General features: G+C 67.2%; 8 protein-coding genes and 1 tRNA gene. 5 read left to right on the plus strand and 4 right to left on the minus strand.

The annotated features are described in order from the left end of the window. Window positions 1-88: 88 nt before the first annotated feature. Entirely contained in the window at window positions 89-3,421 is a 3,333-nt protein-coding gene (locus ACFOJE_RS07500; RefSeq protein ID WP_377813686.1) for a transglutaminase family protein, read from the minus strand. A gap of 240 nt (window positions 3,422-3,661) precedes the next feature. On the opposite strand from ACFOJE_RS07500, the gene ACFOJE_RS07505 reads away from it, so the two are divergent. After that, window positions 3,662-4,894, plus strand: a complete 1,233-nt coding sequence (locus ACFOJE_RS07505) for a methyltransferase (protein WP_377813687.1) — start codon at window positions 3,662-3,664, stop codon at window positions 4,892-4,894. 270 nt (window positions 4,895-5,164) lie between these two features. Further along, window positions 5,165-5,240, plus strand: a tRNA-Thr gene (locus ACFOJE_RS07510). A 232-nt stretch (window positions 5,241-5,472) separates the two neighbouring features. On the opposite strand, the gene ACFOJE_RS07515 is transcribed toward ACFOJE_RS07510, so the two are convergent. Further along, complete coding sequence (locus tag ACFOJE_RS07515) at window positions 5,473-6,396, minus strand: metallophosphoesterase family protein (RefSeq protein ID WP_377813688.1); 924 nt, start codon at window positions 6,394-6,396, stop codon at window positions 5,473-5,475. A 534-nt stretch (window positions 6,397-6,930) separates the two neighbouring features. Between ACFOJE_RS07515 and ACFOJE_RS07520 the strand changes: the two genes are divergently transcribed. Next, entirely contained in the window at window positions 6,931-9,084 is a 2,154-nt protein-coding gene (locus ACFOJE_RS07520; protein WP_377813689.1) for a TonB-dependent receptor, read from the plus strand. Here the strand turns inward: ACFOJE_RS07520 and ACFOJE_RS07525 are convergent. Together ACFOJE_RS07525 and ACFOJE_RS07530 are read right to left on the minus strand one after the other, a co-directional pair. After that, window positions 9,081-9,833, minus strand: coding sequence for an SIR2 family NAD-dependent protein deacylase (locus tag ACFOJE_RS07525; protein WP_377813690.1), 753 nt, complete (start codon window positions 9,831-9,833; stop codon window positions 9,081-9,083). The genes ACFOJE_RS07520 and ACFOJE_RS07525 overlap by 4 nt on opposite strands. Before the next feature lie 35 nt (window positions 9,834-9,868). Further along, window positions 9,869-11,383 carry a flavin-containing monooxygenase gene (locus ACFOJE_RS07530; RefSeq protein ID WP_377813691.1) on the minus strand — a complete coding sequence of 505 codons (1,515 nt, stop codon included), beginning with the start codon at window positions 11,381-11,383 and terminating at the stop codon, window positions 9,869-9,871. A gap of 154 nt (window positions 11,384-11,537) precedes the next feature. Here ACFOJE_RS07530 and ACFOJE_RS07535 point away from each other — a divergent pair, with 154 nt between their 5' ends. Together ACFOJE_RS07535 and ACFOJE_RS07540 are read left to right on the plus strand one after the other, a co-directional pair. Then, complete coding sequence (locus ACFOJE_RS07535) at window positions 11,538-12,128, plus strand: histidine phosphatase family protein (RefSeq protein WP_377813692.1); 591 nt, start codon at window positions 11,538-11,540, stop codon at window positions 12,126-12,128. A gap of 227 nt (window positions 12,129-12,355) precedes the next feature. Then, on the plus strand, window positions 12,356-14,233 hold the full coding sequence (locus ACFOJE_RS07540) for a 3'-5' exonuclease (protein ID WP_377813693.1): 1,878 nt from the start codon (window positions 12,356-12,358) through the stop codon (window positions 14,231-14,233). Window positions 14,234-14,523: the final 290 nt, after the last annotated feature.

Genomic DNA, 14,523 nt, shown 5'->3' on the forward strand with positions numbered 1-14,523 from the left:
GACAAAAGATCGGTATGGGAGCGAACCCGGGCGCGACAGGCCGCACAGCGGCTCGGTCGCGGATGGGCTCGCTCCTACCTGCGCAGGTTCATGTCCTGCGCAGATCCAGGGTCATCGGCAGCTCCCGGTTCTCCACCGGCGCGGCTGGCGTGAGCTTGCCGGGCGTGTGGCCGATGCGGAAGAAGCGCGCCAGACGCCGGCTCTCCGCCTCGTAGGCGTTGACCGGCAGGGTTTCGTAGTTGCGCCCGCCCGGATGGGCGACATGGTACTGGCAACCGCCCAGGGAGCGCTGCATCCAGGTGTCCACCAGGTCGAACACCAGCGGCGCGTGCACGCCGATGGTCGGCTGCAGGCAGGAGGCCGGCTGCCAGGCGCGGTAGCGCACGCCGCCGACGAACTCGCCGACCTTGCCGGTGGGCGTGAGCGGCACCGGCACGCCGTTGCAGGTCAGCACGTAGCGGTCCGGCGCCATGCCGGCGACCTTCACCTGCAGCCGCTCCAGGGACGAGTCCACGTAGCGCACGGTGCCGCCGACGGCACCCTCCTCGCCCAGCACGTGCCAGGGCTCCAGGGCCTGGCGCAGCTGCAGGTCGATGCCCTGCACGGCGAAGTCGCCGAGCTTGGGGAAGCGGAACTCGAAGTGCGGGGCGAACCATTCCGGGCGCAGGCCGTAGCCGCACTCGTTCAGCTCGTGGAGCACGTCGTGGAAATCCTGGGCGACGAAGTGCGGCAGCAGGAAGCGGTCGTGCAGCTCGGTGCCCCAGCGCACCAGGCGCTGCGGCCGGTACGGCTCCTTCCAGAAGCGCGCGATCAGGGCGCGCAGCAGCAGTTGCTGGGCCAGGCTCATCTGCGCGTGGGGCGGCATCTCGAAGGCGCGCAGTTCCAGCAGGCCGAGCCGGCCGCTGCTGGAGTCCGGCGAGTACAGCTTGTCGATGCAGAATTCGGCGCGGTGGGTGTTGCCGGTGACGTCCACCAGCAGGTTGCGCAGCAGGCGGTCGACCAGCCACGGCGGGCAGTCGACGCCCGGCTCGGGCATCTGGGCGAAGGCGATCTCCAGCTCGTAGAGCGAATCGTTGCGCGCCTCGTCCACCCGCGGCGCCTGGGAGGTCGGGCCGATGAACAGGCCGCTGAACAGATAGGACAGCGACGGGTGGTTGTGCCAGTAGCTGACCAGGCTGCGCAGCAGGTCCGGCCGGCGCAGGAACGGCGAGTCCGCCGGGGTGGCGCCGCCGAGGACGAAGTGGTTGCCGCCGCCGGTGCCGGTGTGGCGGCCGTCGATCATGAACTTCTCCGATGACAGCCGGGTCTGGCGCGCCGCCTCGTAGAGGAATTCGGTGCGCTCGACCAGCTCGTCCCAGCTCGCCGCCGGGTGGATGTTCACCTCGATCACGCCCGGGTCAGGCGTCACGCGGAAGTGGACGAGGCGCGGGTCGGCCGGCGGCTCGTAGCCTTCCAGCAGGACAGGACAGCCCAGTTCGGCGGCGGTCGCCTCGATGGCGGCGACCAGCTCCAGGTAATCCTCCAGGCGCGCAAGCGGCGGCATGAAGAGGTACAGGCGGCCGTCGCGCGGCTCGGCGCAGAGCGCGGTGCGGACGATGCCGGCGGCCGACTCGAACGGCGCCGGCTGCACGGCGGTAGCTTGGGCGGCTCTGCTCCGGCCGGAGGCCGCATCCTGCCGGACAGCTTCCTGCCGGGCCGGCGCCCCGCGCAGCTGCCGGACGATCTGCGTCAGGCTCGGCAACGGCGGGAAGCTCTGGTTCGGATCGGGCGACTGCACGTAGGGGTAGTCGCTCTGGCTGACCCAGGGCTGCGAATCCAGCGGCAGGCGATAGCCCAGCGGCGAGTCGCCGGGGATCAGCCGGCAGTGCTCGTCGCGCAGAAACCAGGGGCCGGACTGCCAGAGCGCGCCGCCGACGCTGCGGGCGAGCGGCAGCACGTGGCCGACCACCCGCTCGAGGCCCTGGTCGAACACCCGGCGCAGGCGCTCGCGCTCCAGCGGATCGGCCAGGCGCGAATCCTCAGGGCTCACGTTCTCCGGCAGTCGGCGTTCGCGCCAGAGGTAGTAGAGCCAATCCTCGTAGGCCGGGAAGACGTGCTCGGCGGAGAGGCCCAGGTAGCCGGCGAGGATCGTCAGGAAGCGCGCCGCCAGTTGGGCGTCGGCACCGTAGTCGCGGCTCTCGTCGGCCAGGAGCGCGGCGTCCCGCCAGACCGGCTGGCCGTCGCGGCGCCAGAAGCAGTTCAGCGACCAGCGCGGCAGTTGCTCGCCCGGATACCACTTGCCCTGGCCGAAGTGCACCAGGCCCTGCGGCGCATAGTGTTCGCGCAGGCGGTGGAACAGCTCGGCGGCCAGGCGGCGCTTGTTCGGCCCCAGTGCCTCGGTGTTCCACTCCGCATCGTCCGGGTAGTCGACGGCGACGAAGGTCGGCTCGCCGCCCATGGTCAGGCGCACGTCGGCACGGGCGAGATCGGCGTCGACCTGCCGGCCGAGGGCGCGGATCGCCTGCCACTGCTCTTCGCTGTAGGGCCTGGTCACCCGCGGCGCTTCCCAGATGCGCTCGACGCGCATCTCGTGGGAGAAATCGCACTCGCACTCGTCGATCAGCCCGCTGATCGGCGCCGCCGAGGACGGCTCGGGGCTGCAGGCCAGCGGGATGTGGCCCTCGCCGGCGAACAGCCCGGAAGTCGGGTCGAGGCCGATCCAGCCGGCGCCCGGCAGGTAGACCTCGCACCAGGCGTGCAGGTCGGTGAAGTCCACCTCGGTGCCGCTGGGACCGTCGAGCGCCTTCACATCGGCAGTGAGCTGGATCAGGTAGCCGGAGACGAAGCGCGCCGCCAGGCCCAGGTGGCGCAGCAGCTGCACCAGCAGCCAGGCCGAGTCGCGGCAGGAGCCGGAGGCCTTTTCCAGGGTCTCCTCGGGCGTCTGCACTCCCGGTTCCAGGCGGATCAGGTAGCGGACGTCGCGGGACAGGCGCTGGTTCAGCGCCACCAGGAAGTCGACGCTGGGCCTGGGCGTGCGCTCGATGCCGCCCAGATAGTCGGCGAACCGCGGGGTCGCCGGCAGGGTCGCCAGGTAGGGCGCCAGCTCGCGCCGCTCGCCCTCGGTATAGGCGAAGGGAATCTTCTCGGCGTAGGGCTCGAGGAAGAAGTCGAAGGGGTTGAACACCGCCATCTCCGCGACCAGGTCGACCTCGACCTTCAGCTCCCGGGTCTTCTCCGGAAACACCAGGCGCGCCAGGTAGTTGCCCTGCGGGTCCTGCTGCCAGTTGATGAAGTGCTCGCCCGGCGCCACCTTCAACGCATAGGAGAGAATCCGGGTGCGGCTATGGGGCGCCGGACGCAGGCGGACGATCTGCGGGCCGAGGGCGACCGGACGGTCATAGCGGTAGTGGGTGACATGGTGCAAAGCGACATGAATCGACACGGCGAGCCTCCTGCGAGCCAAACGCGATAGCCGATGCTAGCAAGTCCTATGCCCGCGAATATGACAGCACCTCCCGGTTTTCCTTCCGCCGCCAGCACCAGTTAAGGGCAGCCAGTCCAAATCGGTGCCAATGATCGCACCAGCAGCGGGCAACCACTTAGCACATCCGCATCCGATCAAAAAACGTACAAACGCAGCGCCTCGGGTATAATCGCCGCCCCCTCGGTTCACCCATCCGCCATGTCCACAGCCCCTCTGAGCGGCCCGCAGCTGCGCGCACGCTTCCTCGCCCTCGACGACTTCCTGCTCCGCCACCAGGCGTTCTGGCGGCCGCGCCCGTTCCAGCATCTGCAATTGCCCTGGGAGAGCGAACATCCCGAACTCGCCGGCTGGCTGCGCCGGCGCTCGCTGGAGGAGGCCGAGGCCGACCACAACCATCCCGAGCGTCTCGATGCGCCCCAGCCCTTCGCCGCCATGGCAGCGATCTCGGCCGCGCTCGCCACCGTCGGCGAACTGCCGGACGGCGACTGGAACGCCCCGCCGGAGCGCTTCGCGGTGGACATCCCCGGGCGCAAGTGGCAGCAGATCAGGCAGTTCGCCAGCCGCTTGCGCTTTCGCGAGAAGCCCGCCCACTGGCTCGACTGGTGCGCCGGCAAGGGCCACCTCGGGCGGGTCCTGGCCCACGACGGCAGCGCGCTCACCTGCCTGGAACACGACGCGGAACTGGTCAAGTCCGGCCAGGCGCTCAGCACCCGCCTGCGGATCCGCGCGCAGCACCGCCTGCAGGACGTGCTCGCCGTCGATGCCGCCGCGCAACTGCACGCCGAGCACACGCCGGTCGCCCTGCACGCCTGCGGCGAGCTGCACATGCGCCTGCTGCGCCTGGCCAGCGCTGCCGGCTGCCGGCAGCTGGCCGTGGCCCCCTGCTGCTACAACCGCATCGCCGGCGACGACTACCAGCCGCTTTCCGCCGCGGCCAAGGCCTCTGGGCTGCAGCTGTCCCGCGAAGACCTGCGCCTGCCGCTGAGCGAAACCGTCACCGCCAGCGCCCGGGTGCGCCGCCAGCGCGATCAGTCCATGGCCCGCCGCCTGGCCTTCGACCTGCTGCAGCGCGAACTGCGCGCCATCGACGACTATCTGCCGACCCCCTCGCTGCCCAGCGACTGGCTACAGAAACCCTTCGCCGACTACTGCCGCGACCTGGCCGCCCTCAAGCAACTGCCACCTCCTCCCCCGTGCGACTGGCTGGCCCTGGAAGCCTGCGGCTGGCAGCGCCTGGCCCAGGTGCGCAACCTCGAACTGGTTCGCAGCCTGTTCCGCCGCCCGCTGGAATTCTGGCTGCTGCTCGACCGCGCGCTGTACCTGGAGGAACAGGGCTACCAGGTCCGACTCGGGCGCTTCTGCGAACCGGCCCTGACCCCGCGCAACCTGCTGTTGCTGGCCGAACGGATTACCCGCAACAGCTGTGGATAACTCTGTTGATGCTTTCCGGAAAAAGCCGCCGGAAGCCGGCCGGACGGGTCCGCAAAGGTGCTGATCGCTTTTCGAGTCCCCACGAAAAACCAAGCGCAAACATGGGCTTATAAAATGCGGCCAATGGACGCATACGGAGTGCCATCACCCATCTTGCATGATCGCCCCAGATGTGAATAAGCGCAGCGGCAGGATCGCTGCGTTCACTGAGCCAGCAGCGCTAAGTGGTTTACTCACAAAGACAAATGGCTATAATGGCGACCCTTCTCGGCCGGTATAGCTCAGCAGGTAGAGCAACTGACTTGTAATCAGTAGGTCCCGGGTTCGATTCCTGGTGCCGGCACCATATAAAACAACGAAGGCCCGCAGCGATGCGGGCCTTCGTTGTTTTTGGGGGTTCTGCTCCCATTGAGCGTGCAGCTGGCGTGGGCTGCTCTCCGTCTATGGCCTGCCCTTTCCCGTTTAGCCGAGCTCAATAGCCCCAGCACTTAGCCCATGAAGGGCGACGGCGAAGTGCCCTCCCCGCGGGCAGCCTCTGCAATGGCAAGCAGCGCTCCCTGGCCGCAAAGGGACCGACGCTACAGACCGTCGCAGGCGACCCGCCGGAGATCCGCCGAGGTGAGGACGCCCTGTGCCGTCCGGCTCTTCGCGGGTACGACGGCCGGTTTCGTGCGGATGTCGAGCCGGTCGGCAGTCCATGGCAGGGAATGATGGGCAGCCGACCGGAACTGGCCGCTGGCTCCGTGGAAGTCCCAGCGCGTCACGGCGACGGGGTCCGCGGCGCCCCGCTCCAGATGGATCCGGTTGAAGGAGTTCGGGGCCTGGCCGCGAAGGCGCGTGGACAGGGCGGTACCGGCCTGCACTATCCATATCTCCCGCTCCAGATGCGGGTATTGCTGGCTCAGCGGCAGGACGTAGGGCCGGTGGTTGTGTCCGCCCATCACCATGTCCAGCCCCGCCTCGGCCCAGCGGGTCAGGGCCTCGTGGGCGCCGTGCTGAAGGTTGCGGTAGTCGTCCGCCCGCATCCCCCCGAAGGGCTGGTGCGCCACCAGGATCCGCCATTTGTCCCGATGGGTCCGGCGCAGCCGGTCGCAGACATAATCCACCTGCTCGGGAAGGACCCGGCCATCCTTGCGGCGCTTGGGATGGGTGGTGTTGAGCCCGATGACGAGCAGGTCGTCAGTCTCGAACACCGGCTCCAGATCCCCGCCGATGTAGCGACGATAGTTGTCGTAGGGCCGCAGGAAACGCGCCAGCAGGTTGTGCAGTGGCAGGTCATGGTTGCCCGGGATCACCAGGGTTTCCCGGACGCCGCAGCGTTTCAGACGCTCGAGGAAGGCCCGGGCGGCGGCGAACTGGCTGCGCCGCGCACGCTGGGTGATATCTCCGGAAAGTACCAGCAGGTCGACGCCCTGGTCGCGCACATGAGCTTCCATGGCCTCCAGTACCGGCTGCTGCTCCGTGCCGAAGTGAGTGTCCGAAATGTGCAGAATTGTTGTCATGGGCTAACCATCATTCCGTGAGTGGAAATGTCCTGTTCGGGGCCCAAGTTACCGGGCGTGGCTGAAATCAAGCTGAACGACACTGAAAAGCTCCCCTGCCCAGAACCTTACCGCGGGAAAAACGGGCCGCTCGGCCCTGCGCCCCTCCAAGGCGATCGTCCCTGCGCCCCCTATGCACGTTACGTCGATATCGTCCTGACGTCGATGGACCAGAACTCCGGGAACCGGATCGTCCATGTTCGGCCAGCCGGCCCGGGCTATCCGCATTCCCGGTTCAAGGAGACGCTATATAGAGGTCTCGCGGCACGCATATCCATCGGCCACTCCTATGCATATGACACTATTTCTTCTTTGTTACAAAATTAAGCCATAAACGGCTATAAATCAGGCCATTACCCTGGTTTCGGTTGATATTATTTCAACATCACACGCCGGAGCGGCAGACACCGCTACCGGCACCGCTAAAGACGCCACCTCGGAATTCATGACGAAAGGTCGGGATCGCCACGGGCTCCCGGCCGCCAAGAGCAACCAATGAGCTTTTTCTCTTTTCGCACGGTCGCCGGGGCGGTAATCGCCATCCAGGCCGGCCTGACCAGCGCCGCAGACACCCCGGACGCCAGGACAACCCAGACCAGCGCAGCGACCAGGGCTGCCGAAACCGCCGAGCCGGACATCACCGAACTGGCCCCCATGACGGTGCAGGGCAACTACGACAATGCGGTCGGCACGTCCGATGCGGCCAGCCAGGGCGTGGTGAACGCCAAGCTGATCCAGAGCCGCCCGATCCTGCGCCCGGCCGAGGTGCTGGAGTTCGTGCCGGGGGTGATCATCACCCAGCACAGTGGCGACGGTAAGGCGAACCAGTACTTCCTGCGCGGCTTCAACCTGGACCACGGCACCGACTTCGCCACCTTCGTCGACGGCATGCCGGTGAACATGCCGAGCCATGCCCACGGCCAAGGCTACAGCGACCTCAACTGGCTGATCCCCGAGCTGGTCGACCGGATCGGCTACCGGAAGGGCCCCTACTCCGCCGAAGAGGGCGACTTCGCCTCCGCCGGCGCCGCCCGCATCGGCCTGGTGGACCGGATGCCGCGGGGCATGGCCTCCCTCACCGGCGGGAGCTGGGGCTACGGCCGCAGCCTGATAGCGGATTCCCATGCCGTCGGCAACGGCGACCTGCTCTACGCCTTCGAGGCCAGCCACAACGACGGCCCCTGGGACAAGCCGGAGAACTTCCGGAAGCTGAACGGCGTGCTGCGCTACAGCTTCGGCGACGACGACAACCTCAGTCACATCACCGCGATGGGCTACTCGGCCAAGTGGAACTCGACCGACCAGATCCCCAAGCGTGCGGTGGAAGAAGGCCTGATCGGCCGCTTCGGCTCCCTCGACTCCAGCGATCACGGCAGGACCGAACGCTACAGCCTGTCCTTCGACACCCGGCGCAAACTGGACGACGGGCTGTTCAAGTTCAACGCCTACGCGATCCACTCCCGCCTGGACCTGTTCTCGGACTTCACCTACCTGCTGGACAACCCGGCCGACCTGGGCGGTGCGGCCAACCCCAGCGGGCTCGCCGGCGACCAGTTCGAGCAGGCCGAGAAGCGCGACGTCTTCGGCTTCGCCAGCAGCCGCGCCTGGTTCGGCGAACTCGCCGGGCTGGACATGAGCAACACCCTGGGCGTCCAGCTCCGGCACGACCGTCTCGATCCGGTGGGGCTCTACAGCGCGGCCAACGGCAAGCGGGTGGATACCACCCAGAAGAGCCAGGTGCGCGAAACCGCCGCCGCCCTCTACGGGGAGAACTCCCTGCAGTGGACCTCCTGGCTACGCAGCGTCGCGGGGCTGCGCCTCGACCACTACAACTTCGACGTGAACAGCAACATTCCCCAGAACAGCGGCAAGCGCAGCGCCATCATCAGCTCGCCCAAGCTGTCCCTGATCTTCGGCCCCTGGGCCCAGACCGAATACTTCCTCAACTACGGCTACGGCTTCCACAGCAACGACGCCCGCGGCGTGACCGCCCGCGTCACGCCCAAGGAGCTGCAGGCCACCAGCCCGGCCGATCCCCTGGTGCGGACCAAGGGCGGCGAGATCGGCATCCGCACCGAAATCGTCCCGCGGCTGCAGAGTTCCATCGCCTTCTGGCAGTTGAGGGTGGGCTCGGAGCTGGTGTTCTCCGGCGACGCGGGGGACACCGAGCCGAGCCGGCCCAGCCTCCGCCGGGGCATCGAGTGGAACAACCACTACATGGCCCTGCCCTGGCTGTTCTTCGACCTGGACCTGGCCACCTCGCATGCCCGCTACACCCGCTCCGACCCGTCGGGCCAGCACATTCCCGGCGCCATCGAGAAAGTGGCCTCCTTCGGCGTGTCCGTCACCGACCTGGGGCCCTGGTTTGGCCAGTTCCAGCTGCGCTACTTCGGCCCGCGGCCGCTGATCGAGGACAACAGCGTGCGCTCCAAGGCCACCACCCTGGCCTACCTGCGCGTGGGCTACAAGTTCAATCCGGACTGGAAGCTGGCCCTGGACGTGTTCAACCTGTTCGACAGCAAGGCCGACGACATCACCTACTACTACGCCTCGCGTCTGGCCGGGGAAAGCGCCGGCGGGATGGAGGACGTGCACTTCCACCCGGTGGAGCCGCGCAACGTCCGCGCGACCCTGACCACCTATTTCTAGCGGCCGAACGCCCGGCGCAGCAGGTCGGGCAGGATCTCGCCGGCCTTGCCCACCAGGCCGAACACCCGCTCGCCCCCGAGCAGAACCGGCTGCGGGTTGATGTGCAGTACGGTCGCACCGTTTTCCTGGGCGATGAGGGGGATCTGCGCAGCCGGCTGGACCACTCCGGACGTGCCGACGGACAGCAGCAGATCGCAGTCGCGCGCCGCGGCGAACGCCTCGCGCAGAGCCTTCTCGGGCAGCGCCTCACCGAACCACACGACGCCGGGCCTGATCTTCCCGTTGCAGTGCGGGCAGCGCGGCGGCTCGATCCGCGCGCCCACCTCCGGCACGTCCGGCACTGGCAGGGCCTGCCGGTAGGGCCGGGCGCAGGCGAAGCAGCGCGGTGCGCTCAAGCTACCATGCAGGTGCAGCACATCCCGGCTGCCGGCGCGCTCGTGTAGGTCGTCGACGTTCTGCGTGACCAGCGTGAGTTTCGGCACCCATCGCGCCAGCTCGGCGATCGCCCGGTGCGCCGGGTTGGGCTGCGCCTGCAGCGCCTTCCTCCGCCGCCACTCGTACCAGCCCCACACCAGCGCGGGATCGCGGCGGAAGGCATCCGCGGTGGCCAGCTCGGCCGGATCGAAGCGCTCCCAGAGCCCGGTCAGGGCGTCGCGGAACGTGGGGATGCCGCTCTCGGCGGAGACGCCCGCCCCGGTGAAGACCACCACGTGCCGGGCCTCGCGCAGCCGATCGGCGTTGAATTCCATGATTTCTCCCTCTATCGGACAAGCACGAACGGATTTCAGAGCCCGGAACGCGAGCATTCCCCCGCCCGCGCCGGCTCGCGGGCGGGGCCGGCCGCCGCGAAGGGCAGGAACTCCAGTGCGGCATCCGCGACAGGCTCCTCCAGCAACATCGTCCGGTCGAATGCGAAGTCGTTGAGCACGCGCCAGGGCGGATGGCGACCCTGGCGCGGCAGCAGGGCCTGAGCGCGCCGGATGTAGCCGGCGCGCAGAGAGTCCAGCACGGACTCCTCCTGCATCTCGCCCGCCGGCGCCCTGGGCGTGAACACCTCCAGCCCGTTGCGGCGCATGTGCTCGAACAGGCGGCACAGGTAGCGGGCAGCCAGGTCGGCCTTCAGCGTCCAGGGCGCGTTGGTGTAGCCGAAGAGGATGCCGCAGTTGGGGACGTCCTGCACCAGCACGCCCTTGTAGGTCATCCGCTCGCCGACTGGGAGCTCCCGGCCGTCCAACAGCACCCGGATGCCGCCGCAGGATTGCAGCTTCAGCCCGGTGGCGGTGACGACGATGTCCGCCTCCAGCTCCCGGCCTGATTCGAGCCGCATGCCGCGCTCGGTGAAGGTTTCGATGCCGTCCGTCACCACCGAGGCCTTGCCCCGCCGGATGGCGTCGAACAGGTCGGCGTCCGGCACCACGCACAGGCGCTCGTCCCACGGCAGGTAGCGGGGCGTGAAGTCGCGCATGTCGACGCCCGCCCCCAGATGCCTCCTGACGCCGGCCAGCAGCCAGCGCCGCACCTGCTGCGGCCAGCGCCTGGCGGCCTTGTAGATCAGCCGGTTGAGGGCGATGTTCCGCTTGCGCGCCAAGCCGTAGACCAGCGGCTCCGGCAGGATGCGCCGGAGAGCGGCGGAGATCTTGTCCCGACTCGGCACCGAGAGCAGATAGCCGGGCGAGCGCTGCAGCATGGTGACGTGCGCCGCCTGGCCGGCCAGCGCCGGGACCAGGGTCACGGCGGTCGCGCCGCTGCCGACCACGACGATGCGCTTGCCGCGCCAGTCCAGGTCTTCCGGCCAGTGCTGGGGATGGATGCGCCGGCCGCGGTAGCGCTCCACACCCGGGAAGCGCGGCAGATACCCCTCGTCGTAGTCGTAGTAGCCGGTGCAGGCGATCAGGTAGCGGCAGACGAAGACCAGCGCCTCGCCGGTCTCCTCGGCCAGGGCCTTGATCGTCCAGCGCCGCTCCGCGCCGGACCAGCTGGCCTCGGTGATCCGGAGGCCAAAGCGGATCTTGCGGTCGACCCCGAACTGGCGGGCGGTCTCCTCGATGTAGCGGCGGATCGAGGGGCCGTCGGCGAGCACCTGCAGTCCGTTCCAGGGGCGGAAGTCGTAGCCAAAGCTGAACATGTCCGAATCCGAGCGGACGCCCGGATAGCGGAACAGGTCCCAGGTCCCGCCGATGGCCTTGCGCCGCTCCAGGATGGCGAAGCTCAGGCCCGGCGCCTCCCTGGTCAGGTGGCAGGCCATCCCGATACCCGACAGGCCGGCGCCGATGATCAAGACGTCGTAGCGGTTCTCCACGAAACACCTCGTCCATTGCCGTCGCCCGTCGGCAGATTAGAGTAATACCGGTGCGATGGAAGTTTAGGTGCGGCGCGGCTCCTTGGCACAAAGCCAGCAGGACGATCGCGCGAAGCGCCCGCCCGATCGACGACCCACGCTACCGAGCCCTTTCATGCAGATCATCCTGGTGCGCCACGGCAGGCCCGAGCATTCCTCCCCGCGCTGGTGCACACCGGCGCAGATGAAGGACTGGATCGAGCGCTACAACGAGGCGGAGGTCGCCGTCCGCGAGGTGCCCGCCCGGCTCGCGGAGCTGGCCGCCACGGCGGGGGCGGTGGTCTGCAGCCCTTCCGCGCGCTGCCGGCAGTCCCGGGACTGCCTGGGGCTGGGCGCCTGCCCGGCACCCGATCCCGTCTTCGCCGAAGCCCACCTGCCCTATCCAGACTGGTCTTTCCCGCGGCTGCCGCCGAGTCTCTGGCGCCTGCTGTTCCGCTGCGCCTGGTTCTGCGGCTTCGCCCGCCACACCGAGCCCATCGCCGAATCGCGCCAGCGGGCCGAGGCGGCGGCGCAGCGGCTGATCGCGCTGGCCGAAACGCACGGCAGCGTGCTGCTGATGGGGCACGGCATCATGAACCTGCTCATCGCCCGGCAATTGCGCCGGCACGGCTGGTCCGGACCGGCGCCCCTGCTGATGCGGGGTTACTGGCACGCCAGCGTTTATCGCAAGGCCGTAGCCGGACCCGCTGTGGAGACGATCAAATGAAGGATTCGTTGCAGGTGGTGACAAAAAGCCATTACTGTTGCCTGGATTGAGCATCGAGTGCTCGGCATGTAGTGGCTTTTATGGGCGCAGCAACCTACTCGCCGTTCGGGGCCGCCCCTGCGGGCAATGTCCTATCCCTGCCTCGCTCGCGGGCTGAGCCTCGATTCTTTGCTTTGCAGATATGAAAACGTGCCTCATCGGCACGCCACGGGAAGGCACCGTTTGTTATGGCCAGATTTTTCCCCGCCCGCTCCAGCTGCCATTTCGATACCCCAGGCGAACGACGCCTGGCCGAGCGCTTGGATAAAAAGCTCGAAGATGACTATCTGTGCTGGTTCAACGTACCGGTGGGGCCGAAAGCGCTGCAGCCCGACTTCGTGCTGCTTCATCCGCAGCGGGGAGTTCTGATACTCGAAGTCAAGGACTGGAAGCTGGATACCATCCAGACCATGGACCCCGGTACGGCGCAGATCCTCGATAGCGGCCGGTCGAAGTCGGTGCGCAACCCGATGATGCAAGCCCGTGCCTATGCGCTGGAAGTGGCGGTGACGCTGCAGAAGGATCCGGCGCTGAAACAGCCGCCGGGCTCCTCGCGCGCCGGAAACCTGATCATGCCCTACGGCTGGGGCGTGGTCTTCACCGCGATCACCCGCCGCCAGTTCGAGCAGACGAACCTGGCTGAGGTGCTTGATCCGCATCGGGTCATCTTTCAGGACGAGATGACCGAAACGGTGGAGGACGAGGCCTTTCAGCAACGTCTATGGGACATGTTCCATCATGTATTCCCCTGCAAGCTGACCCTTCCGCAGATCGACAGGGTCCGCTATCACCTCTACCCCGAAGTCCGGGTGAACGCCCAACCGGGACAATTCGGTCTGTTCCCTGAGGCCGAGGTCTCGTTACCCAGCCTGATGAAAGTGATGGATCTGCAACAGGAGCAACTGGCTCGCTCTCTCGGCGAAGGGCATCGGGTCATCCACGGGGCTGCCGGCAGCGGCAAGACCATGATCCTCGGCTATCGCTGCGTCCATCTCGCCATGGCCGCGAACAAGCCCATTCTGGTGCTCTGTTACAACCGCTCTCTGGCAGGGCGCCTAAGCCAGGTGATTGCCGAGCGCGGCCTCAGCGACAAGGTCGCCGTGCGAAATTTCCATGCCTGGTGCCGGGACATGCTGGTGAGCTTCCAGATCGACCTGCCCGACTCCCGTCTGCCGGTCGACCAGCAGATGGAGCAACTGGTGGCCAGAACCATCGAAGGGGTGGAGCGCGGCCAGATTCCCCGAGCCCAATACGCCGCGGTGCTGATCGACGAGGGTCACGATTTCCAGCCGGAATGGTTCAAGCTGGTGGTGCAGATGGTCGATCCGGGGACCAACTCCCTGCTGGTTCTTTACGACGACGCCCAATCCATCTACCACCAACGGAGCGGCGATCGTCGTCGCGACTTCAGCTTCGCCAGCGTCGGCATCCAGGCCAAAGGACGCACCACCATATTGCGCCTGAACTACCGCAATACCGTGGAAGTGCTGTCGGTGGCCCGGGCATTCGCGACCGAATTGCTGGCTGCACGCGAAGCGGCCGAGGACGGCGTGCCGGTGATCGCCCCCGAAAGCGCGGGCCGGCGCGGCGCCTTTCCGGAGCTGATCCGCTGCGAGTCGGACTGGCATGAGTGGAACTGCATCATCGAGCGCATCCGCGACGAACAGGGCCAGGGACGCCCACTGAGCGATATCGCCGTGATTTACCGCAGCAACAGCCACGGCAAACGGGCCGAACAGGCCCTGAAGATGGCAGGCATCGCCTATTCGTCCGGCCTTTCGACGAGGGGACGGGGCAATTTGTACAGCGAGGTCGACGCGGTCAAGGTGGTCAGCATGCACTCCAGCAAGGGGCTTGAGTTCGGCCTGGTACTCATTCCCTGCCTGCACGACATGCCCAAGTCGGGTGAGTCCGAAACCGACGAGGCACGCTTGCTCTATGTCGCCATGACCCGGGCTATCGACCGCCTGATCATGACCTATCGGGAACATTCGGATTTCACCCGACGCTTGCAGGATTCGATTAGCGGGGTTCGCCAGAGCCTGGAAGAAGCCGAGACTGTGTGATGGTTTTCAGCAACGTCTCGGAGAGGTCCTGCGCTCTTGTCGGAGGGTTGAAGGCGTTGAGGTCGATACCGCTTTGATGAGGGTGAGTTAATTCGCGCGGCGAACTCCAGCTCCTCCTCTGCACTCCATGCACGCTCCAAATAACCTTGACTGCGGAAAGCCCCCGGCCGTATTCCACCCAACAGGACTGCATGGAGCGGCTTGCCTCGCACTTACCTTTTTGCCACCATCCGCAGCCGGTCGTATCGAATAACAATATGAGCTGCAATGTTTTCGCGGCCGTGGGCGCC

Source organism: Azotobacter bryophylli, from assembly GCF_042643485.1.
GTDB lineage: Bacteria > Pseudomonadota > Gammaproteobacteria > Pseudomonadales > Pseudomonadaceae > Azotobacter > Azotobacter bryophylli.